This window comes from Hymenobacter lapidiphilus (assembly GCF_003417065.2).
Classification (GTDB): Bacteria; Bacteroidota; Bacteroidia; order Cytophagales; family Hymenobacteraceae; genus Hymenobacter.
The window spans coordinates 53,402-73,669 of the sequence record NZ_QVLT01000018.1; the positions used below are offsets into that span (position 1 = coordinate 53,402).

The 20,268-nt window shown below is 61.7% G+C and carries 22 protein-coding genes; 7 read left to right on the forward strand and 15 right to left on the reverse strand.

Annotated features, from left to right (window positions below; all coding sequences use genetic code 11):
- Positions 1-72 precede the first annotated feature (72 nt).
- The 5 genes from D0N36_RS12025 to D0N36_RS12045 form a co-directional block, all read right to left on the reverse strand.
- A complete protein-coding gene (locus D0N36_RS12025) occupies positions 73-597 on the reverse strand; it encodes a hypothetical protein (protein WP_116941781.1) in 525 nt (174 codons plus the stop codon).
- Between the two features lie 147 nt (positions 598-744).
- Entirely contained in the window at positions 745-2,505 is a 1,761-nt protein-coding gene (locus D0N36_RS12030; protein ID WP_116941783.1) for an ABC transporter ATP-binding protein, read from the reverse strand.
- Positions 2,506-2,703: 198 nt separating this feature from the next.
- Complete coding sequence (gene truA / locus D0N36_RS12035; protein ID WP_116941785.1) at positions 2,704-3,495, reverse strand: tRNA pseudouridine(38-40) synthase TruA; 792 nt, start codon at positions 3,493-3,495, stop codon at positions 2,704-2,706.
- Between the two features lie 107 nt (positions 3,496-3,602).
- Positions 3,603-4,142, reverse strand: coding sequence for a GNAT family N-acetyltransferase (locus D0N36_RS12040; RefSeq protein WP_116941788.1), 540 nt, complete (start codon positions 4,140-4,142; stop codon positions 3,603-3,605).
- Between the two features lie 141 nt (positions 4,143-4,283).
- Complete coding sequence (locus tag D0N36_RS12045; RefSeq protein ID WP_116941790.1) at positions 4,284-5,483, reverse strand: thiolase family protein; 1,200 nt, start codon at positions 5,481-5,483, stop codon at positions 4,284-4,286.
- A 90-nt stretch (positions 5,484-5,573) separates the two neighbouring features.
- Here D0N36_RS12045 and D0N36_RS12050 point away from each other — a divergent pair, with 90 nt between their 5' ends.
- Entirely contained in the window at positions 5,574-6,056 is a 483-nt protein-coding gene (locus D0N36_RS12050) for a DUF4293 domain-containing protein (RefSeq protein WP_116941792.1), read from the forward strand.
- Positions 6,057-6,073: 17 nt separating this feature from the next.
- Here the strand turns inward: D0N36_RS12050 and D0N36_RS12055 are convergent, their stop codons facing one another.
- From D0N36_RS12055 to fumC, 6 genes are all read right to left on the reverse strand, one after another.
- Complete coding sequence (locus tag D0N36_RS12055; protein ID WP_116941794.1) at positions 6,074-6,700, reverse strand: thioredoxin family protein; 627 nt, start codon at positions 6,698-6,700, stop codon at positions 6,074-6,076.
- Between the two features lie 156 nt (positions 6,701-6,856).
- The gene (locus D0N36_RS12060) at positions 6,857-7,360 is read right to left on the reverse strand and encodes a DinB family protein (RefSeq protein ID WP_116941796.1); all 504 of its coding nucleotides are present in this window, start codon (positions 7,358-7,360) and stop codon (positions 6,857-6,859) included.
- 127 nt (positions 7,361-7,487) lie between these two features.
- On the reverse strand, positions 7,488-7,961 hold the full coding sequence (locus tag D0N36_RS19645; RefSeq protein WP_218136886.1) for a DUF6970 domain-containing protein: 474 nt from the start codon (positions 7,959-7,961) through the stop codon (positions 7,488-7,490).
- Between the two features lie 165 nt (positions 7,962-8,126).
- A complete protein-coding gene (locus D0N36_RS12070; protein ID WP_116941798.1) occupies positions 8,127-8,528 on the reverse strand; it encodes a diacylglycerol kinase family protein in 402 nt (133 codons plus the stop codon).
- Positions 8,512-9,108, reverse strand: a complete 597-nt coding sequence (locus D0N36_RS12075; RefSeq protein WP_116941801.1) for a GNAT family N-acetyltransferase — start codon at positions 9,106-9,108, stop codon at positions 8,512-8,514. Before D0N36_RS12075 ends, D0N36_RS12070 begins: the two co-directional genes overlap by 17 nt.
- A 146-nt stretch (positions 9,109-9,254) precedes the next feature.
- Positions 9,255-10,652, reverse strand: coding sequence for a class II fumarate hydratase (gene fumC / locus D0N36_RS12080; protein WP_116941802.1), 1,398 nt, complete (start codon positions 10,650-10,652; stop codon positions 9,255-9,257).
- 201 nt (positions 10,653-10,853) lie between these two features.
- Here fumC and D0N36_RS12085 point away from each other — a divergent pair, with 201 nt between their 5' ends.
- Positions 10,854-11,078: a dodecin family protein gene (locus D0N36_RS12085; RefSeq protein ID WP_116941804.1), complete on the forward strand. Its 225-nt coding sequence runs from the start codon at positions 10,854-10,856 to the stop codon at positions 11,076-11,078.
- 84 nt (positions 11,079-11,162) lie between these two features.
- A complete protein-coding gene (locus tag D0N36_RS12090; protein ID WP_116941806.1) occupies positions 11,163-11,450 on the forward strand; it encodes a hypothetical protein in 288 nt (95 codons plus the stop codon).
- Positions 11,451-11,701: 251 nt separating this feature from the next.
- Here D0N36_RS12090 and D0N36_RS12095 read toward each other — a convergent pair whose 3' ends face one another.
- The 4 genes from D0N36_RS12095 to radA all read right to left on the reverse strand — a co-directional run bounded on the left by D0N36_RS12095 (position 11,702) and on the right by radA (position 17,015).
- Positions 11,702-13,105 carry a TonB family protein gene (locus D0N36_RS12095; protein WP_116941808.1) on the reverse strand — a complete coding sequence of 468 codons (1,404 nt, stop codon included), beginning with the start codon at positions 13,103-13,105 and terminating at the stop codon, positions 11,702-11,704.
- Positions 13,092-13,730: an RNA polymerase sigma factor gene (locus tag D0N36_RS12100; protein WP_116941810.1), complete on the reverse strand. Its 639-nt coding sequence runs from the start codon at positions 13,728-13,730 to the stop codon at positions 13,092-13,094. The genes D0N36_RS12095 and D0N36_RS12100 overlap by 14 nt, the downstream gene beginning before the upstream one ends.
- Positions 13,731-13,901: 171 nt before the next feature.
- On the reverse strand, positions 13,902-15,356 hold the full coding sequence (locus D0N36_RS12105) for a TlpA family protein disulfide reductase (protein WP_116941812.1): 1,455 nt from the start codon (positions 15,354-15,356) through the stop codon (positions 13,902-13,904).
- 270 nt (positions 15,357-15,626) lie between these two features.
- Complete coding sequence (radA, locus tag D0N36_RS12110) at positions 15,627-17,015, reverse strand: DNA repair protein RadA (RefSeq protein WP_116941847.1); 1,389 nt, start codon at positions 17,013-17,015, stop codon at positions 15,627-15,629.
- A gap of 529 nt (positions 17,016-17,544) precedes the next feature.
- On the opposite strand from radA, the gene D0N36_RS12115 reads away from it, so the two are divergent.
- The 4 genes from D0N36_RS12115 to D0N36_RS12130 all read left to right on the forward strand — a co-directional run bounded on the left by D0N36_RS12115 (position 17,545) and on the right by D0N36_RS12130 (position 20,201).
- Entirely contained in the window at positions 17,545-18,375 is an 831-nt protein-coding gene (locus tag D0N36_RS12115) for a metallophosphoesterase family protein (protein ID WP_116941849.1), read from the forward strand.
- Entirely contained in the window at positions 18,375-19,049 is a 675-nt protein-coding gene (locus D0N36_RS12120) for a hypothetical protein (protein ID WP_147320849.1), read from the forward strand. The genes D0N36_RS12115 and D0N36_RS12120 overlap by 1 nt, the downstream gene beginning before the upstream one ends.
- Positions 19,050-19,104: 55 nt before the next feature.
- Entirely contained in the window at positions 19,105-19,560 is a 456-nt protein-coding gene (locus tag D0N36_RS12125) for an SRPBCC family protein (protein ID WP_116941816.1), read from the forward strand.
- A gap of 95 nt (positions 19,561-19,655) precedes the next feature.
- Positions 19,656-20,201 (forward strand): hypothetical protein, encoded by a 546-nt coding sequence (locus D0N36_RS12130; RefSeq protein ID WP_116941818.1) that lies wholly within the window; start codon positions 19,656-19,658, stop codon positions 20,199-20,201.
- The last annotated feature ends 67 nt before the right edge of the window (positions 20,202-20,268 follow it).

A 20,268-nucleotide genomic window follows, 5' to 3' on the forward strand; every position in this document is an offset into this window, starting at 1 on the left:
CAAAATTACCCGTGCCAAACGGCCCTCCCGAAAGCTTCGGGAGGGCGTTTGACGTTTAGGAACTACAAAAATCTACTTCACCACTGCAAAAACTTCCGATTCGCCCTGGTCGGGGAAGTGCTCCAAGTAGAGGTGGGAAAGTGTCAGCTTCTGCGCTTCTGCGGCGGCCTTGATGCCAGAGTAGAGCTTGTCGGGAGCCACGAGGTAGCTGGCCTGAATGCGGGCGTGCAGCAAACGCTGGCCAGCCGCGAACGTGCGGTAGGAGTAGCCGGCCGGCAGCGTTTGGCTGGTGGTATCGGCCACGAGTACGCCCACGAACACGCGGGCCGAGTCGCGGGTGCTTTCGGGGCTGTTGTAGAAGATGTTGCCAAAGTCGCCGCGCAGCTTGCCCGATTTGCGCACGTTGTAAGCCTCCCGGGTCAGGTCGCCAAACGCCTCGTCGTTGGCCGGGCCAGCGTAGTAGCGGCCGGCCACAAAGTAGGGCTGGGTGGTGGTTTCGAGCGTAACGGTAGCGGCCTTGAAGCCGCCCATCTGCCAGTACACCGCCGAGAAACCAACAATCAGCAGCAAAGAGAGGCCAAGGAGAATACGATTCATGGAATAAATAAGAGAGAAAAAACTGTCAAAAAGGACGTCATGCAGAGCGCAGCGAAGCGTCTCGCGTGCTGGCGTTGAATCACTGTAGCACCGTCAGCACGCGAGATGCTTCGCTGCGCTCTGCATGACGTTCTGGTAGGCTCAAAATCAAGCGTACTGCATCTGGTAGAGGTTGGCGTAGAAGCCCTGGTGGCGCAGCAGCTCCTCGTGGGTGCCCGACTCCTTGATTTCGCCCTTGTCGAGCACGATAATCTGGTCGGCTTTCTGGATAGTGCTCAGGCGGTGGGCAATAACGAGGCTCGTGCGGCCCTGCATCAGCTTCTCGATGGCCTGCTGAATCAGCTCCTCGGTTTCCGAATCGACCGACGAAGTGGCCTCATCGAGAATGATGATGCGCGGCTGGTACACCATGGCCCGCACGAAGCTTATGAGCTGGCGCTGGCCCACCGAGAGGGTGGCGCCGCGCTCCATCACGGCATAGTCGAGGGCGCCGGGCAGCCGCTCGATGAAGCGGCGGGCACCCACAAGGTCGGCGGCTTCCCAGATTTGCGCGTCGGAGATGTCGGTTTTGCCCAGCGTGATGTTGTCGCGGATAGTACCAGCGAACAGGAACACGTCCTGGAGCACCACGCCGATGTGGCGGCGTAGGTCCTTGAGGTCGTAGTCGCGCAGGTCGTGGCCGTCGATGCGGATGGTGCCTTTATTGATTTCGTAGAAGCGGCTCAGCAGGTTGATAATGCTGGTTTTGCCCGCCCCGGTGGCCCCCACGAAGGCGTAGGTCTGGCCGGCCTTGATATCGAAGTTCACGTCGCGCAGCACCCAATCCTCGTCGTTGTAGGCAAACCAGACGTGCTCGAACTGCACGTCGCCGCGCAGCTGCTCGGGAATGTAGGAGCCATTGTCAGGTATCAGCTCCTTGCTATCGAGCAGCTTCAGCAGGCGTTCGGTGCTTACCAGGCCCAGCTGCAGCGTGTTGAACCGGTCGGCAATCTGGCGGATGGGCCGAAAGAACAGGGCGTTGTACATGATGAAGGCGATGAGCGCGCCCTTGGAAATCGTGCCCTCAATCTGGCCCTGGGCGGCGTACCACACCAGCAGACCCACACCGGCAGCGGCCAGCACTTCGGCCACCGGGAAGTAGATGCTGTAGTAAAGCACCGAGCGCACGTTGGCGCGGGTGTGCTCCTGGTTGATGGCCTCGAACTTGCGCTGCTCGCGGGCTTCGTTGTTGAAAATCTGCACTACGTTCATGCCCGTCAGGTGCTCCTGCACGAAGGAGTTGAGGCTGGACACGGCCGTGCGCACCTCCTGGAACGACTGCTTGATTTTCTCCTTGAAAACGTAGGTGCTGATGAGCAGCGGCGGAATCACCGACAGGCTGATAAGCGTCAGCCGCCAGTCGATGTAAAACATGAAGCTCACGATGAACACGAGCTGCAGAATGTCGCCAATCATGGCCGCTAGACCCTCGCTGAACACGTCCGACAGCGTTTCGACGTCGGAGATATTGCGCGTGACGAGCTGGCCGATGGGCGTGCGGTCGAAGAACTTGAGGCGCAGGTCGAGGATGTGCTGGTAGAGGTCGACGCGGATGTCGCGCACGATGTACTGGCCCAGCCAGCCGCCGAAATACGTCTGCAGGTAGCTGACCACGGCGTGGCCCGTCAGCAGCACCAGCAGCAGCCCGAACATCTTGTTTAGCCCTGCCACATCACCCTGCTCGATGCTCACATCGACCATCTGCTGAATCAGGAAGGGCCGCAGCGTGCCCAGCGCGGCCGTGGCAACGGTGAGGAAAATCAGGAAATAAAAGACGCGCTTATAGGGCCGCACGTACTTCATCAGCCGGCGCAGCACCTGCCAGTCGAATACGTTGCCGGTTTTGGTGGCGGGGGTAGCTTGCTCCATTCGTGGTTTCTACGAGAATGCAAAGGTAACCAGCCGGCGGGCGGAATGTGAGGAGGAGCCAGAAGATAGAAGTCAGAATGGCACGTTATTCAGAGCAAAGCGAAGAATCTCGCATGCTGACGCTGGCCAATGCTTGCTCAACGACTTCACGCGATATTCTTCGCTTCGCTCTGAATGACGTGCTATTTCAGCTCCGTTCTATTCCCCTTTAAAATACGGCAGCCCGGCGGGCAGCAGCGCCGCGTCTACCAGCTCGGCCGGGTACTCGACGCGGCACAGGAACAGGCCGCCGGCCAGGGCCGCGCCGCTGGCGTGCACGCGGCTCAGGCTCCGGAAAACCTCGCCGAACTGCTCCGGGCTCAGCTTGCCCCGGCCCACGCTCAGCAGGGTTCCCACCACCAGCCGCACCATGCCGCGCACGAAACGGTTGGCCCGGATGCGGAACACCAATCCGCCCGGCTCCAGGTGCCAGCCGGCCTCGAAGCAGGTGCAGTTGTAATGCTTCTCGGCACCTTTCACTTTGGAAAAGCTGGTGAAATCGTGGGTGCCGACCAGCAGGGCCGCTGCCTCGTTCATGGCTTCCAGGTTGGGGGCGCGGTCGAGGTAGAGGCTGAAGCGGGTGGCGAAGGGGTCGGGGATGAGACGCACATGGTACTCGTAGGTGCGGGCCCGGGCCGCAAAGCGGGCGTGGGCATCGGCCGGCACCGGGTGTAGCACCTGCCCCCGAATGCCGGTGGGCAGCGCCCGGTTGAGGCGGTAGAGCAGCGTGGGCAAATCGAGGCTGTCGGGCACATCGGCATCGAAATGCGCCACCTGATGGCTGGCATGCACGCCCGAATCGGTGCGGCCGCTGCCCAGGCAGTACACCGGCTGGCGCAGCACCTGGCTCAGGCAGCGGTCCAACTCCTGCTGCACCGTCGTCACCCGCGGCTGAATCTGCCAGCCGTGGTACTCAGTGCCGTCGTAGGCTAGGTGCAGGAAGTAGCGCATGTTTTTGAGCTGTTAGCCTTTAGCTGAGAGCTGTTAGCTTTTTTGTGAAGTCGTTATGTCAGTAGAGAGCTAACAGCTGTCAGCTACAAGCTAACAGCTCAAGGACGCTATACCACCAGCGCGTAGAGCAACGAATCCAGGGTTTGGTCATCCTTTACTACGCTGCGGCGCATGCGGCCTTCGAGCTCGTAGCCGGCCTTTTCGAGCACCCGGGCTGAGGCGGGGTTGTTGGCGAATACTACCGCGTAGAGCCGGCAGACGTCGAAATGGGCCAGCACGTAGGCCGAGGTGGTGCGCACGACGGCCGTGGCCAGCCCCCGGCCCCAGCAGGCGGGCGTGAGCCAATATCCGATTTCGGCCGAGCGGCGGCGCACGTCGGTTTTGAAGTGGACCCCTACGCTCCCCACCGGCTCGCCGTCAACTTCAATGGCCAGAAACAGGTCGCGGGTGCTGTCGGCCACCAGACACAGGAAAAACTCCGCGTCGCCGGCCGAGTAGGGAAACGGAAACGTGTCGCGCATGTGGCGCGCTACCCGGTCGTCGTTTGCATGGCGGGCCAGGGCTGGCGCATCGGCAAACGTCCAGGGCCGCAGCCGGGCCCCAGTTACGGGCAGCTCCAGTGTCGGGTTCAGCAGCGGGTCGTGCATGAATGAATTATACTATCGGCTGTAGCGCGAAACTCCGGCTTCGCGTATCGTTGAACGATTACACGCGGCGCGGCAGTCAGAAATGATAGGCGAAGCCGGAGCTTAGTTTCACTGTTCTGCGGTTCGCGCTACAGCTCGTACCTACAGCTTCTCGTAAATAATAGCCGCGCCCTGGCCGACGCCCACGCACATAGTGGCCAGGCCGTAGCGCACATTGTCGCGGCGCTGCATTTCGTGCAGTAGCGTGGCCGTTATGCGGGTGCCACTGGCTCCCAGCGGGTGGCCGATGGCAATGGAGCCGCCATTCACGTTCACTTTGGCCGGGTCGATGCCCAGCTCGCGCATGGAGGCCAGGGCCTGGGCGGCAAAGGCTTCGTTGAGTTCGAATAGGTCGATGTCGTCGATGCTGAGGCCGGCGCGCTCCAGCACCTTACGGGTAGCCGATATCGGCCCGATGCCCATGTACGCGGGGTCGACGCCGGTAACGGCTGAGGCCACTACCCGGGCCATGGGCTTGAGGCCATACTTCTCCAAAGCAGTTTCACTTACCAGGAGCAGGGCGGCGGCCCCGTCGTTGATGCCGGCCGAGTTGCCGGCCGTTACGCTGCCATCTACCTGGAAGGCGGGCCGTAGCGTGGCGAGCTTTTCGAGGGTGGAAAGGCGCGGGTGCTCATCCTGATCGAAGAGAGCCGCATGGCCCTTCGGATTCGCAATGAATACGGGCACGATTTCGCGGCGGAAGCGGCCCTTCTCGAAGGCACGCTGGTACTTTCGCTGCGAGTCGAAGGCGAACTGGTCCTGGTCGGCGCGGCTCACGTTGTACTGGCGGGCTACGTTTTCGGCCGTTTCGCCCATGGCGTAAGGGTGGTGCAGCTTCGAGAGCTTGGGGTTGACGAAGCGCCAGCCCAGCGTGGTGTCGTGGGCCGTAAAGTCGCGGTCGAAGGCCGTCGTCGATTTGGCCATTACGAAGGGCGCGCGGGTCATGCTTTCGGTGCCGCCGGCCAGGTACACGTCGCCCTCGCCGGCCCGGATGGCGCGCGAAGCGTCCATGATGCTCTGCAGGCCCGAGGCGCACAAGCGGTTGACGGTGTTGCCGGGCACCGTAACGGGCAAGCCAGCCAGCAGCGCAGCCATACGGGCCACGTTACGGTTGTCTTCTCCAGCCTGGTTGGCAGCCCCCAGAATCACGTCTTCAACGGCGCTGGGGTCGAGGGTGGGGTTGCGGCGGAGCAGCTCACGCAGGACGTGGGCGGCCATATCGTCGGGGCGGACGCTGCTGAGCGCCCCGCCAAATTTGCCAATGGGAGTGCGGACGGCGTCCACGATATAGGCGGTAGGCATGGAGAGGAATCCTGTTTTTCTGGTCGCAGTTGGCTACTTTTGTCGTCCCGCAGGGGCGTTTTTAGTCAGCCGAACAGTCAATCCACAAAGATGATACAAAGAATCCAAAGCGTATTTCTGCTGCTGCTGGCCCTGTCCATGCTCAGCGTACTGGTGGTGCCCATCTGGACTAAAACCGACCCCGCCAGCCAGGGAACGGCCCTGCTAACGGCCTTTACGCTCAGTTTCGCCAGTGCCGCGCCGGGCGGCAGCACCCTCGGCGCAACCAATACCTGGGCCATTGCGGCATTGGCCGTGGCTTCGGCGGCCGTGGCGTTGCTATCCATCTTCCAGTTCCGCAACCGCTTCAACCAGCTCAAGCTGGGCATGCTCAACTTCCTGCTGATTGTGGGCACCATCGCCGCCAACTTTTACTACTCCAGCCAGGGCGAGCAGCTGCTCAACATCAAGCTTATCGGCACTTATGAGGCCGGGTTCTACCTGCCCACGCTGGCCCTGATGCTTAACCTGCTGGCCAGCCGCTTCATCCGGCGCGATGAGCGGCTGGTTCGCAGCATGGACCGGCTGCGGTAGCAGTTTGCAGTAGCCTTTTACAGGCCCCGCACCAACGCCAGCAGCTCCTGCTGAATCGCGCGGGTTTTATCCTGGGCATACCAGCCGTGCAGTTTTTCGGCAAATTCTTCGTGAGTAGCACCGGCCGCCTTGGTTTCCAGAAATAAATCCTGGGCTTCGGCGGGGCGCGGGCCCCAGTTGGCTACCTCGGTACGGGTGTCGGCGTGCAGCACCAGCAGCTTCGGGATGGCCCGGCCGCCGTTGGTGAGGTAGCGGTCCATCAGGTCCAAGTTTTCATCGCGCAGCAAGTAGTACGTCCTGATTCGGCCCTTACTGGCCTGGGCCATTTTTTCGAGTACGGGCACAATCTGGGCCGCGTCGCCGCACCAGCCTTCGGTAATAATAACCCAGGCATACTCCCGCGTCAGGGCCTCCAAGGCCTGCTGCAGCTCGGGCAGCAGTTCCGCTTTCTTGTCGAGGCGCTGCATGCGCTGGATGTTGAGCCTGGCGTAATCCGTCAGTTCGGGCGACTGCGTCTCGCCGGTGGTCTGTCCCTGGGCCATCAGCTCATCGATTCGCTGGCGGTACTGGGCGTAGGAAAGGGCCGTAGCGAGGCGCTCGGCGCTGAGCACGGGCGGCTGGGCCGGAATAGGCGGGTTGGTCATGGAAAGGGGAAGGGATGGAAACGGTAGAGCGGCAGCATCAGCCACACGCGCTTTCTTTCTAACAAACGCAAAACCCTTTCGGTTGGCTGCCCGAGCCGCCCGAAAGGGTTTTGCGTTTGCTCACTGCCCGATACGCGTAAGCAGCTTTCGGCCGGGCTACAGGCTGGGCACGTCGGCCGCCGCAGCCTTAGCCGACAGTTCGCGGCAGTGAGTGATGAAGTCGGTGTTGATAGGCTCCAGGCCGGCGGCGCGCAGCTCCTTGGCCACCTGGCCGCGGTGGTAGTTGCCGTGAATGGGCATGTGCGTCAGAATATCGGAAACCTGACTGGTGAAACCGTCGCCGGCCGAGTTGGTGTACGTAATGAGGCGGTTCAGCTCCGCATCGTCGGCCTGCTGGCAGTACTGATGGAAGCGCTCCGACGTTTGCTCGTGCCAGTGGTGCAGGCCGGCCAAATCGTGCTCCTGCCACACTTTTACGGGGCTGGCCGTGTTGGTGAGGCGGCCGAGCCAGATGGCCTGGGCGTTGAGTGCGTGGCTGTAGATGCGCATTCCGCCTGCGGGCAGCGTGGCGCCCTGGGCTACGAGGCTATCAAGGTGGCCGAGCAGGGTGTTGTTGGCCCACACGTTGTATGCGCCAAGCTTTTCAATGGTGTTAATCATTCTACTGAAAATGAAATGGGAGACGGGAGCGGTGCGACCCGACCGCGCGTAACGAAAGAGAAATGGGAAGGACACAAAACTACATTATCTCGCTTCCCCTGTTGCCTTCCGTATTTCTACAGAAAAACTACCGTGGGTCTTTCCAGACGAGCTTCTCTTCGGTTCGGGCTTTGGTAAAATCGGGGCATTGGCCGTCGCCCTTTCCCGTCAGGCCGCCGTCGGGGTGGCAGAGCAGCTTGCCATCGGCGGCGTACAGGTTGCTGAACTGGTCACAGCAGCCGGCCGTTTCGTAGTATGCCGTAGCGCCGTTGTACTGGTAGCTATAGATCTGGATGGGCGGATTGGCCTTTTTTGCCTCAAAATGCGCCTTAATTTTCTCTTCGAGCCAGGCCGGGCGCTTGGCCGTGCTGAAGGTGGGCTCGGGGTTGGGCGTGGGCTCGATGGTGTTGGCGCTAGTGGGCGCGGGCGTCGATACCCCGTTGGCGTTGCCCGACTGTGGCGGGTCGGTGGGCGTGGTAAGGGCTATGCCGCGCTGGCAGGCCGTAGTAGTGGTAAACAGCGCCGCCGCCAGGCCGGCCGTCAGCAGAAAAGAAGTTCGCATACAGGCAGTGGGTGGCGGAAAAACGGCCCTTGCCAGCAATTGCCGGAAAGCCGCCGTGCGCCCCAGTCATGGTACGAAGCCCCGCCGTAGTTCGTTGGCTGGAGCTATAATCCGGGAGGGACCGTCATTCTTTGCTGCGCGCTGAATGACGGTCCCTCCCGGCGCCTAAAAGAAATACGGCCCGAACACCAGCAGGCCTACCACCAGCGCGGCCAGGGCCATTACCAGCACGGCACCGGCGGCCACATCCTTGGCGCGGCCCGCCAACGGGTGGTACTCCGGCGACACCAGGTTGACGACTGCCTCGATAGCCGTGTTCAGCAGCTCGGCACACCACACCGCGCCCACACTCAGGGCCACGGCCGCCCATTCCCAGCGCGCCAGGCCGCAGTACAGCCCCAGCCCCAGCACGGCGGCCGTGGCAACGGCATGAAACCAGAGGTGAACCTCGGTGCGCAATGCCGCCCCCACACCCCGGAAGGCGTGGCCGAAGCTGGCCATCCGGCGCAGCAGCAGGGTAGTGGGTCGCCCAGGGACGGGCGGTGGTGGCTTAGGCTCGGTCGTCATCGGTCTGGCGGAACACGCGCGCCCGCAGCTCTTCCCAGTCAGAGCGAATAACGCTGAAAATCACTGTGTCGCGCCGCACGCCACCCTGGGTGTAGCGGTGGCTGCGCAGCGTGCCTTCCTCGGTGGCCCCCAACCGGCGCATTGCCTCGCGCGACTTGGTGTTGCGGGCGTCGGTTTCCAGCTCAACCCGCTCGCAGCCCAGCACATCGAACGCGTAGCGCAGCAGCAGGTATTTGCAGGCCCGGTTCAGGCCGGTGCGCTGAAACTCGGTGCCCAGCCAGGTGTACCCGATACTAATGCGCGCTTCCTCGGCACTTACGTTGTAAAAGCTGGTACTGCCGGCGGCCAGCCCGGTTTGCTTATCAATAATGAGCAACGGATAGCGCAGACCCCGCTCGCGGCCGTCCAGGGCCTGAGCAATATAGGCGGCCAGCCCAATGGCGTCGTCGGCGCGGGTCAGGGTGTAGGCCCATAACTCGGGGTCGGCGGCCACGGATAGTAGGGCCTCGTAGTCGGCCGTTGTGAGGGGCCGCAGTTGGGCCCGCTCGTTTTCGAGGATGATGTTCTGAGAGAAATCCATAGCAGAATCAATTTACGGATATTGGTAAAGATGCCCGGAAAAAAAGTAAGCCGCCACCCCGGGCGGGGCAGCGGCTCACGAGCGAATAACCGAAACGTCATTCAGGATGCAGCGAAGAATGACGTTCTTATACCAGGCTCTGAAACCTACATGCCCACCATTTCCTCGGGTTTCATCCAGGCGTCGAAATCCTCGGCGGTGATGTAGCCGAGCTGGATGGCGGTTTCCTTCAGGGTCGAGCCGTTTTTGTGGGCCGTCTGGGCAATTTCGGCGGCTTTGTAGTAGCCGATGTGCGGGTTGAGGGCCGTTACCAGCATCAGGCTGCTGTCTACGTGCTTCTTGATGTTGGCCTTGATGGGCTCGATGCCCGCGGCGCACTTGTCGTTGAAGCTCACGCAGGCGTCGCCGATGAGGCGGGCCGAGTGCAGGAAGTTATAAATCATCATCGGCTTGAACACGTTCAGCTCGAAGTGACCGTTCATGCCGCCAATGTTGATGGCCACGTCGTTGCCCATTACCTGGGCGGCCACCATCGTGAGGGCCTCGCACTGGGTGGGGTTCACTTTGCCGGGCATGATGCTGGAGCCGGGCTCGTTGTCGGGGATGTGCAACTCGCCGATGCCGGCGCGCGGGCCCGAAGCCAGTAGGCGGATATCGTTGCCAATTTTCATCAGCGAAGCGGCCACCGTCTTCAGCGCGCCGTGCGACTCCAGAATGGCGTCGTGGGCTGCCAGGGCCTCAAACTTGTTTTCGGCTGTGATGAAGGGCAGGCCGGTGAGCTGGGCAATGTGCCGGGCCACGTTTTCGGAGTAACCGGCGGGCGTGTTGATGCCGGTGCCCACGGCCGTGCCGCCCAGGGCCAGCTCGCTCAGGTGGGCCAGCGTGTGCTTGATGGCGCGCAGGCCGTGGTCGAGCTGGCTCACGTAGCCCGAAAACTCCTGGCCCACGGTCAGCGGGGTGGCGTCCATCAGGTGCGTGCGGCCAATTTTAACCACGTGCATGAACTCCTCGCTCTTGGCGCGCAGCGTGTCGCGCAGCTTTTCGAGGCCCGGGATGGTGGTTTCCATCAGCATCTTGTAGGCCGCAATGTGCATGGCCGTCGGGAAGGTGTCGTTGCTGCTCTGGCTCTTGTTTACGTCGTCGTTGGGTGCCAGCACCTTCTTTTCGTCGGCGAGGCTGCCGCCCTGTAGCACGTGGCCGCGGTAGGCAATTACCTCGTTCACGTTCATGTTGCTCTGGGTGCCCGAGCCGGTCTGCCACACCACCAGCGGGAACTGGTCGTCGAGCTTGCCTTCGAGAATCTCGTCGGCCACGCGGCCAATCAGCGCGGCCTTATCAGCATCGAGTACGCCGGCTTCCTGGTTGGTGAGGGCGGCGGCTTTCTTGAGGTAGGCAAAGGCACGGATGATTTCCTTGGGCATCCGGTTGATGTCCTGGGCAATCTGGAAATTGTCGATGCTGCGCTGGGTCTGGGCGCCGTAGTAGGCGTCGGCCGGCACCTGCACGGTGCCCATCGTGTCTTTTTCCTGGCGGAACTGGGTCATAATCAGCAGTAGAAAGGTAGTTGATGAAGGGAAACCCCGGTGGTAAAAGTACGCAGCCCGCCGCGAGCCGCCTACACGGACTCCCAAAACCAGTTCGTCCGCAGCAGTAGCGGCCTTTCCGGGCTACTATTCGTCCGCCGAGCCACTGGCCCCGTAGAACCGAGCAGTTGTTCGTTTTTCTACCCTTTTAACTCTCGTTCTATGAGCTCGATCAAAAAAGTAATCGAAGTACTGGCCTCTTCCGAAAAAAGCTTCGAAGATGCTATGCAAAATGCCCTCAACGAAGCCGGGTCTACCATTAAGGGCATTAGCTCCATCTACATCAAAGACCAGAGCTGCAAAGTGCGCGACAACAAGATTACTGAGTACCGGATTACCGCAAAAATCAGCTTCGCCGTAGAGCGTTCCGGTAATTCTATCGGCTAAACCCCCTATAGCCCTGGCTTTATTTGGGCAGGCCGTTGCTGGCTGCAGTTCACGCAGAACCCTTATTCCTCCCTTTTCTATCCCATGAAAAAGACTTTCGAAGACGAATCCGACGCCCTGGCCACGCCCGGCGACCAGCCTACCACCAGCCAGCCGTCTGCCATTACGCCGCCGCACCTCGAAAACAAAGAGGCTCCGGCACCTAAAAATGACGGCGGCTCCGCTACCGACGAAACTCCAGTTCCTACTGAGGGCAACGGTACTCCCGACTACAGCAACGTGCAGGTAAAAACCGAGCCCGAACTGCCCACGCCCGACAAGGCCGGCGGTAGCGCCACCGCCCCCGAAAGCGGCGGCGGCTACAGCGGCTAGTGTTTTTTTAAGTGAGTCGGGCGCCGAGGCAGGCTACCGGCGTAACGTATAGCGCTGGCTGGCCCCGTTCACCGTTGCGTGGGTATGCTATGCTTGTGAGTGGTGTAGGGCGCGAACAAACCCTGCGTCTTAGGCCGCTCTTGCTTCGCAACTCGGGTTAAGTAACCAAAGAGGAAGGCAAACAGTGGGGGTTTTACACGAACGGTTCGTGTAAAACCCCTACTGTCTGCCTTTCTCTTATTGCCCAGACTCTACCGATTCTCCAACGAAAACGGCACGTTGATTTCGACTTTGCGGGCCGTGCGACGGCCGTTCTGGGCTCCTGGAAACCACAACGGTCCTTCTTTTAGCAGCCGTACGGCCTCCGCGTCGCACTCGGGCGAGAGGCGGCGCACGATTTTGATGTCGGACAGCCTGCCATCGGTGCCCACCGTGAATTGCAGCCGCACGGTGCCTTCCTGTTTCCGGTCACGGGCTCTCTCTGGGTAATTGAGGCTGTCGTGCAGGTACTGGCGGAAGGCGGGGTAGCCGCCGGCCGGTAGCGGCCCCAGACTGGGCAGGCCGGGTGGGGCTTCGCGCCGCACGATTACCACCTCGCTGAGCTGCTTCGTGTCGGGGGCCAGCGCCAGGGTCAGGGTCGAGTCGGTGGGCTGCAGAAAGCGGGTCTGGGTGGTGTAGCCAATGGAGCTGACGGCCAGTTGTCGGTTGCCGGGCGGCACGGTTAGCGCAAACCGGCCATCGGCGCTGGTGCTCACGCCCGCGCTTGTGCCGGGCACGAGTACCGTTGCGCCCGGCAGGGGCTGGCCGGCCGTATCTACAATGCGGCCCTGCACCATGCGCCCCAGGCCTGCTGCCGGAGCCGCCGCCCGAAAAGCGCGGGCTTTTTCGGGCCGTTCCACAGTGCGGGTTTCGGCGGCCAACTGGTCGGCGGTGGCCGGCCGGCTCCGGGTGGCCGCATCCGAAGCCAGTGCCGCGGTGTCTGGAGGGGTAGCAGCAACAACAGCGGCAGCCGAAACGGCGGTATTCGGACTGCTGGCTAAACCTGTCACTTCAACCGCAGCCGTAGCGTCAGTTGCGTCGGCTGGTTTTGCGCGGGCTGCGGGCAGTGTTGCCGATGCTGCTGCCAATGCTGGCCGAACCGGCTGGGCAGGCGGCAACACTACCGCTGCCTCAGGCGCAGAGGCCGCCGTCAATTCGGCTGATTCAGTAGCCGGTTCGGCTGAGGCAACAATCGGAGCAGCGGCGCGCTGGGCTTTTTTAGTGGTCTGGGATGAGCGGGCGGCTATTTCGGGCCGGGTGACGGGCCGCAGTACCAGCCAGGCCACGGCGCCCAGCATGAGCAGCAGCACCGCTGCCGCTGCCAGGGGGCGCCACCACAAGGGGCGCACTACTGCGCCGGCAGGGCCTTGGTCGGCTAGTTCGGCCACGCGGGCGTGCAGCCGTTGGCGCAACTCGGCCAGGCTGGCGTCGGTAACGGCGGCGGGTTGCATTTCCAGGCCCTCCAGCACCTCTGCGCACTGTGGGCACTCCAGGGTGTGGGCTTCTATAGTATGCTCTTGGGCCATGCTCAGCTCGCCGGCCACGTACCGGCGCAGCAGCTCCGTGGGCAGGTGCCGGGAGGTTGGGGCAGTAGTGAAATCGTCAGGACGAAGCATCGGGGGCGGGGCTGGCTTGCAGGTGGCGGCGCAGGTTGCGTTTGCCGTTCTGGAGGTGGCTTTTTACGGCCTTCAGGTCGAGGCCGGTGAGGATGGCCACTTCGCGGTAACTTTTCTTTTCGAGGTAAAACAGCTCCAGGCACTGGCGCTGGTCGGGAGGCAGCTCGGCGAGGGTGCTTTCGAGGCGCTGGAGCTGCTGCTCGTGCTCTTCGGCGTCGGCGGCTTCCTCGTCGGTATCCCCCTGATGCCGGGCGGCGGCCGATTCCATACCGGCAGTATCCGGGAAGTGCACTACCAGCGCCCCGCCGGCCGCGGGGCCGGCCCGCTGCCGGGCTCGTAGCTGCATCAGGCAGTGGTTGCGGGCCGTAGCGTGCAGCCAGGCCGGAAAGTTTTCCACTTCGTGCCGCCGCAGCTTCTCGACTAACTGCTCAAAAAGCTGCATCACCGCATCCTGGGCGTCGGCTTCGTCGCGCAGGTAACGGCGCGCCACGGCCAGCACGGCTGCCATATGCCGCTCGTAGAGGATGCCCACATCATGCACGTCGCCCTGAGCACGGTAGCGCGCCAGCAACACCGTATCAGTCAGCGGCTCGGCGGAAGCAGGCGCAGGGCGGCGGAAGAACATGCGGGAAGGTAGAAAACAGGAGCCAGAATAACAGAACTGTCATTCCGACGCAGGAGGAAGTTGAGTTAAACCGTTGAACGATTTCGAACAACGATTCAGGTCAGATTTCTCGCGCTATTCGAAATAACAATTCTGGTATTCTGGCTCCTGACTTCTAGCTTCCCAGCGAAATTATTTCTTCTCCAGCGTGCTGCTATAGGTGTTAGCCTTGCCGAACGACTCCTTGATTTCGTCGACGGCGGCACGGCTGCTCAGGCGCTTGGGTCGGGTGTTCAGAAAGGTGCCGTCTTCGGCCAGCAGGAAATACGTGGGCACGTCCTGCACGCCATAGGAGCGGGCCACGGCCGAGCGCAAACCTCCGCCGGCCCGTACATGCATTCCCGGCAGCTTCTTGCTGATTACCAACTGCTTCCAGGCGCCTTCGTTCTCATCGAGCGCCACGTTCAGAAACACAATATTTTTGCCCTCAAAACGCTTGGCCAGATCGGCCGCGTAGGGCAGGTCGCGCAGGGCCAGGCCGCTGGTGGTACGCCAGAAGTTGAGGTACACTAGCTTGCCTGCAAACTGCCGCAGGCTGGTAGTGTCGCCGGTGGTCGAAACCAACCGGAAATTGGGCGCCGGGGCGCCGATAGCAAAATCCTTGTGTAGCTCAAAATCGGCCTTCAGCAGCGGATAGTACTGGTTGGTTTTGTCTACGGCGCGATACTCAGCAAGCATAGCCGCCGACTGCTTGATGTGGCCGAAGCGGAACGACTCCTTGAGGATGCGGCCCAGCACGATGGGCTTGATGGAGCCGCTCAGCCGCTTGTCGGCCAGTTCGTAGCAATTCTGGTAGAAATCGGGGTCGGTGCGCTGCTTGCCGTTGCTGGTAGCCAGGTGATGGATGTAGTTGAGCAGGAATTCCTGGTACAGGCCATTGCGGCTAGCCGAAGCATTATCAATCAGGCTTTTATCGTTGAGGAAGTCGTAGTAAGTGGGCGACATTTTCAGCCGGCCCTCGGTGGCTACTACCTGCTCGCGCAGATCTTGGAACGTGAGCCGGTCGTTGGCGTAACTGTAGGTAATGCGCGCCTGCACGAAGTCCTTGAACGCTTGGCTCAGGCCATCGGCGTTGGTTTCCAGAAACTTCAGCTCCTCCTTGCGGCGGTAGTCCAGAAACTCCAGAAACGGCACCTCATAAAACATAATGTTGTCGGGCAGTACCTGGAAGCCTTCATTCTCTACGAATTTGGCTTCCATCTCGGCCAGAAAGGCATTGGCCTCGGCTCCGCGGCCTTTATAGCGGACGGTACCTGCCAAATCGTTGCTCTTGAAACGTACGTCGAACTGGTTGCCGGGCTCCACAAACAGCTCCGTTACGTCATCGTCGTACACCAGCTCGGCCCGGGTGGGGCCCTGCACGGCCAGCGCCAGCCGAAACTCGCCCTTGCTGTCGAGACGGGCATACGTGATTTGCTCGTGCGCTTCCAGCGGGTTTTCGCGTACCGACACGGCTACCGTATCGCTACTGAGCCGGCCACTGACTTTGCCCGTAAGCACTACCGTGCCCTGGGCCTGTCCCAGTAGCGGCGCCAGCAGCAGAGCAGCCCAAATGGTAATTGGAAGAAGCGAAAAACGATGCGTCATCGGGCGAAAGCAAAGGGCTGGTTACCGGCGGCCCGCTCCTGAGAAGGAAGCAGATGGGTCGCGGTATAAGTCAATTTCAAAACCGAAGATACGTTGGAATAAACCACAACGACCAACAGGAACCGGTAGTTTTTTTGCCGGGTCGGGCAAAACAGACAAAGTTTTATACGTGCTTGGTTTAGGGCGGTACCAGCTCCGGAAAATATAGGATTTTTACAACTCCGTTGCAATTGCGCCGGTCGTTGCTCGCAACGGCCACATTCGTCCGGTTCAGCCAAACAATCCCGTCAGTACCTCATCGAGCCGGCCCGCCGGGTGCACCCGAATTCCATAGCGGGCCAGATCGAGACCCTTGGCGTTGAACTGCGAAATGTACATTTCCGCAAAGCCCAGCTTTTCGGCCTCGCCCAAACGCTGGTCGAGGCGGCTCACGGCCCTGATTTCACCACTCAGTCCCACCTCCGCCGCCAGGCAGATTTCGCCCCGGATGGGCACATCATTAAGCGAGCTGACCACGGCCGCGCACACGGCTAAGTCCAAGGCTGGGTCTTCGAGGCGCAGGCCGCCGGCAATGTTCAAAAACACATCATGCTGGCCCAGGCGTAGGCCGCTGCGCTTCTCCAGCACAGCCAGCAGCATTTGCAGGCGCTTGCCGTCGAAGCCGGTGGCCGAGCGCTGGGGCGTACCGTAAGTGGCCGGTGTTACCAGGGCCTGCACCTCCACCAGCAGCGGCCGGTTGCCCTCCAGCGTGGCCCCGATGGCCAGCCCGCTCAGGATTTCGCTGCGCTGGCTAAGCAGGATTTCGCTGGGGTTGCTTACCTGCCGTAGCCCGGAGCCCTGCATTTCATAAATGCCCAATTCCGAAGTCGAGCCAAAGCGGTTTTTAATCGTGCGCAGAATGCGGTAGGTCAGGTGCCGGTCGCCCTCAAATTGCAGCACGGTATCCACCATATGCTCCAGAATTTTGGGTCCGGCAATGGAGCCATCTTTGGTTATGTGGCCGATGAGCAGCACCGGCACCCCGGTATCCTTGGCGTACTTAAGCAACTCGGCGGTGCATTCGCGCACCTGGCTCACTGAGCCCGCACCCGACTCGACCAGCGAGCTGTGCAGCGTCTGGATGGAATCGACTACCACCACGTTGGGCTGGAGATGGTCTATCTGGCGGAAGATGTTCTGGGTATTGGTTTCGGTGAGGATGTACAGGCCCGGCTGCTGGCGGCCCAGGCGCTCGGCCCGCATCTTTATCTGCTGCTCGCTTTCCTCGCCGCTCACATACAGGATGCGCAGGCCATCGAGCTGCATGGCAATCTGGAGCATGAGCGTGCTTTTGCCGATGCCCGGCTCGCCGCCAATGAGCACCAGCGAGCCGGGTACCAGCCCGCCGCCCAGCACCCGGTTCAGCTCGTCGTCGTGGGTGTTGAGGCGCGATTCTTCCTCAAAAATAATTTCGCCCAGCGGCTTGGGTTTGGCGGTTTTAGAGGTGCCGCCCACCGACGATGAGGCCTTCCAGGCGTTGGCGGCCGTGTTGGGGTCGGCTTTCGTGATTACCTCTTCCACGTACGTGTTCCACTCGCCGCAGCTGGGGCAGCGGCCAATCCATTTAGCCGACTGCGCGCCGCAGTTCTGGCAGAAGTACAGGGTTTTAGTTTTGGCCATGCCGGCAGTAAGAATCAGGAGGGAGAAAACTAATAAATGCGGCACAAAGCCAAAAAGTTTGGCAAGAAACAGCTTTCCTGCCAGGCCGTAGCTGGCAAAGGCCGCGTTGCCCGCGCAATTGCCCGAATAAGCGGATCGGGTGGTCAAATGATGAGCCCCGCAGAAACCGCCCGGTGGCCGGCCCAGTAGCAGGGCGCAGGAACTTAGGCGAGGCCAGCATTGGGGCTGCCGCGGTAGGAAATGGCAGACGGGGAAGGGCCAGGAGGGAGCAACAGAAGCCGGCTACGGCCCAACGGAAAAAAAAACTGTCAGAAACTCAGATTTTCTTCAGATTGTCCGCTGCTTTGGTTTTGCACGGCCAATTCCTTCCAAACGGACTTTATGCCGGAAACGAGCCGGCCCGAAAGCGGGTTTGCGGGGCCTCAAACAGGTTTCGGGTTCAACAAAGAGACGTTATAAAAGGTATACAGCTTTTTCCGCCCTGCAACGATTGTCGCTTGCTGCCCGGGAAATGTATCAGCCGACCAGCATGTTTTCTTTTTTTTCTTCCTCCTTCCTGCGGAACGCACTTATCGGGGCCCTGGCCACCGGACTGAGCGCCTGCGAGCTGGTTGAATTCAGCCCCAACGACCACCGCGCCCGCGCCGACCAGAAAGATCTGACGGCCAAAAACCTGGCCCGCCTGACTGCCGCGCCGCTGCCGCCCGGCGATACGCTGCGCTTTGTATTCTCCGGCGACTCGCAACGGTTCTACGATGATGCCCAGGACTTGGTGCGCAGTGTCAATCAGCAGCCCGGTATCCAGTTTATGCTGGTCAGCGGCGACATTTCCGACTTCGGGCTGGGCCGCGAAATGCGCTGGATAGACAATGAGCTGCGCAAGCTGAAGGTGCCTTACCTGACCGTCATCGGCAACCACGACCACGTGGCCAACGGCCGCGAGGCTTACCAGGAAATATTTGGTCCCCTGAACTACTCCTTTGTGTATGCCGACACAAAATTTGTGCTGATTGACACCAACAGCCGCGAGTACAACTTCAACGGCCGAGTGCCCGATGTGCCCTGGCTGCGCGGGCAGCTGGCCGACCTGAACGGGGCCAGCCGCTCGGTCGTCATCAGCCACGTACCGCCCCACGATGGTGATTTCGACCCGACCCTGCGCGATGCTTACGCCGGAACCCTGCGCGAAACACCTAGCCTGGTATTCGAAATGAATGGCCACCGCCACGACTACGGCGTGGGCCAGCCGTTCAACGATGGCGTTACTTACGTCAACTCTTATGCTTTCGAGAAGCGGAAGTATCTCGTCGTGACGGTGTTCGGCGACAAGCAATTCCGGCTCAAACAAGTCTCCTTTTAATGGCTCCGACGTTACTTCTGGCGGCGCTGCTGGCTGCCCCGGCCACGCCGGCCACACCTTTGGTCTCCAACGGTCCTACCGGCTCCGATTCGGTCACGGTTTCTGTGGCAGTTCCACCCGTTTTGGGCTTGGCGAAGTCGGCCCGTCGGCAGCGTATTGGCTACCTGCCGCGCCACGTGGTGCTACAAACCGGCGGCGGTGTGGGCATGCTGAGCGTAGGTGGCGGCCTGAGCTTCGCCCATCGTCGCCTCGACCTCGACGCGCTGGTGGGTTACGTGCCCGCCCGCCATGCGGGTACGGCCCTCACTATTGCTTCCGTTAAGGTGAAATACGCTCCCTGGGAACTGCCGTTGGGTAGCTCCAGGCTGGCTTTCACGCCGCTGGCAGTGGGCGTGTATGGCAGCTACACCTTCGGGTTGCGCAACACTGGCGAGGAAGGCCAGTACCCCGACGATTACTACTGGTGGTCGCGCACCACGCGCGTAGGGCCGGTGCTGGGCAGCAGCCTGAGCTACGCGCTGCCCGATGCACCCAGCGGCCGGGCCCGCCGCCTCACGGGCTACTACGAGTTGGCCACCAACGACCTGTACGCCATCAGCTACTACCTGAACCGCCGGGCCCTCTCGCTGCCCGACATCACTACGCTGGCGCTGGGCCTAAAGCTGGAGTTTTAGCCGGCACCTTGCGCACCTATCTAAACCCGCGCCCCAATTAGGGAGTTAGCTTGGCATGAATCTATACCTGCGTACCCACGTGGCCGCCGCGCCCGCCGAAGTCTGGGAAGGCTTTACCCGCGAGCTGTTTCTGGCCCTGGCCCCGCCGTTTCCGCCGTTTAAGCTGCTGCGCTTCGATGGCTGCCGGCGCGGCGACGAGGTGCACCTGGAATTGGGCGCCGGCCCCTTGCACCAGGGCTGGACTTCCCTTATCACTGACCATGGCGTTACCGCCAACGGCACCTATTATTTTGTAGATGAAGGTGATAAGCTGCCGGCTCCGCTCCGCTACTGGCAGCACCGCCACCTGCTGCAGCCTGCACCCGGCGGCGGTACCTACATTGTGGAAGATCTGGAATACCGCACTGGCTCGCCGCTGCTCGACCGATTGCTATGGCCGGCTGTGTGGGGGCAGTTTGCCTGGCGGCGGCCCATTTACCGCCGCTGGTTCGGGCCTCCCGCCGCCGAATAACGGTGGCGTTGGCGGCTGCCGGACAGCGCGGGTGAGCGGCTTGCCGTATAGGGCCCGACGGCCCGCGTATCTTGCCGCCTCTCAGCTCGCCACCTATGCCCTCTTTCATCACTCCTGCCCGCCGTTTTCTCATTTCCTGCTGCGCTGCGGCCGGCCTGCTGGCTGCGGCTGGTGGTTGCCGTAGTGCCCAGTCGGCCTACCAGTTCCGGCCCGGCCCGGCAGTAGCCCACGTGCCCCAGCCAACGCCTGCCGCCCAACCGCGGCTCGCTGAAACGCCTGCGCCGGCTGCCATAGGGGCCAATGCGGCCGCTGTTCGGCCGCCAGCCGCCCGCCCGATGCGGCGGCTGGCTCAGGAGCGCCCCTTAGCGGTTCCGGCACGGTTAGCGCGGCATTTGTCGCCGGTGGGCCGGTCGGCCTATACGGCGGTGCTGCGGCCGGTACGGCGCAATGCCGGTGCTACTGATGGAGCACAGGCCGTGACCGAAGTAGGGTTGGGCACCACGGTACTGGGCGTGCTGGGCTTAGTGGTGGGGCCGATTTCGCTCATTGGTCTGCTGATTTGGGGCGGGCCGGTATGGGCCGTGCTGCTGGGGCTGTCGGCGCTGGCGGTGCTGGTGGCCTACCTCGACCCGTTTCGGTAAGGGCCCGGCAACTGCTGGTGCGTAGCGGAGCCGGGGTTCTTACCTTTGCACTCCATTTCTAAATTCG

Excerpts from the sequence above, each read along its gene's own strand:
- D0N36_RS12025 (WP_116941781.1), bottom strand. The coding sequence starts at position 597 with ATGAATCGTATTCTCCTTGGCCTCTCTTTGCTGCTGATTGTTGGTTTC.
- D0N36_RS12030 (WP_116941783.1), bottom strand. The coding sequence starts at position 2,505 with ATGGAGCAAGCTACCCCCGCCACCAAAACCGGCAACGTATTCGACTGG.
- truA (WP_116941785.1), bottom strand. The coding sequence starts at position 3,495 with ATGCGCTACTTCCTGCACCTAGCCTACGACGGCACTGAGTACCACGGC.
- D0N36_RS12040 (WP_116941788.1), bottom strand. The coding sequence starts at position 4,142 with ATGCACGACCCGCTGCTGAACCCGACACTGGAGCTGCCCGTAACTGGG.
- D0N36_RS12045 (WP_116941790.1), bottom strand. The coding sequence starts at position 5,483 with ATGCCTACCGCCTATATCGTGGACGCCGTCCGCACTCCCATTGGCAAA.
- D0N36_RS12050 (WP_116941792.1), top strand. The coding sequence starts at position 5,574 with ATGATACAAAGAATCCAAAGCGTATTTCTGCTGCTGCTGGCCCTGTCC.
- D0N36_RS12055 (WP_116941794.1), bottom strand. The coding sequence starts at position 6,700 with ATGACCAACCCGCCTATTCCGGCCCAGCCGCCCGTGCTCAGCGCCGAG.
- D0N36_RS12060 (WP_116941796.1), bottom strand. The coding sequence starts at position 7,360 with ATGATTAACACCATTGAAAAGCTTGGCGCATACAACGTGTGGGCCAAC.
- D0N36_RS19645 (WP_218136886.1), bottom strand. The coding sequence starts at position 7,961 with ATGCGAACTTCTTTTCTGCTGACGGCCGGCCTGGCGGCGGCGCTGTTT.
- D0N36_RS12070 (WP_116941798.1), bottom strand. The coding sequence starts at position 8,528 with ATGACGACCGAGCCTAAGCCACCACCGCCCGTCCCTGGGCGACCCACT.
- D0N36_RS12075 (WP_116941801.1), bottom strand. The coding sequence starts at position 9,108 with ATGGATTTCTCTCAGAACATCATCCTCGAAAACGAGCGGGCCCAACTG.
- fumC (WP_116941802.1), bottom strand. The coding sequence starts at position 10,652 with ATGACCCAGTTCCGCCAGGAAAAAGACACGATGGGCACCGTGCAGGTG.
- D0N36_RS12085 (WP_116941804.1), top strand. The coding sequence starts at position 10,854 with ATGAGCTCGATCAAAAAAGTAATCGAAGTACTGGCCTCTTCCGAAAAA.
- D0N36_RS12090 (WP_116941806.1), top strand. The coding sequence starts at position 11,163 with ATGAAAAAGACTTTCGAAGACGAATCCGACGCCCTGGCCACGCCCGGC.
- D0N36_RS12095 (WP_116941808.1), bottom strand. The coding sequence starts at position 13,105 with ATGCTTCGTCCTGACGATTTCACTACTGCCCCAACCTCCCGGCACCTG.
- D0N36_RS12100 (WP_116941810.1), bottom strand. The coding sequence starts at position 13,730 with ATGTTCTTCCGCCGCCCTGCGCCTGCTTCCGCCGAGCCGCTGACTGAT.
- D0N36_RS12105 (WP_116941812.1), bottom strand. The coding sequence starts at position 15,356 with ATGACGCATCGTTTTTCGCTTCTTCCAATTACCATTTGGGCTGCTCTG.
- radA (WP_116941847.1), bottom strand. The coding sequence starts at position 17,015 with ATGGCCAAAACTAAAACCCTGTACTTCTGCCAGAACTGCGGCGCGCAG.
- D0N36_RS12115 (WP_116941849.1), top strand. The coding sequence starts at position 17,545 with ATGTTTTCTTTTTTTTCTTCCTCCTTCCTGCGGAACGCACTTATCGGG.
- D0N36_RS12120 (WP_147320849.1), top strand. The coding sequence starts at position 18,375 with ATGGCTCCGACGTTACTTCTGGCGGCGCTGCTGGCTGCCCCGGCCACG.
- D0N36_RS12125 (WP_116941816.1), top strand. The coding sequence starts at position 19,105 with ATGAATCTATACCTGCGTACCCACGTGGCCGCCGCGCCCGCCGAAGTC.
- D0N36_RS12130 (WP_116941818.1), top strand. The coding sequence starts at position 19,656 with ATGCCCTCTTTCATCACTCCTGCCCGCCGTTTTCTCATTTCCTGCTGC.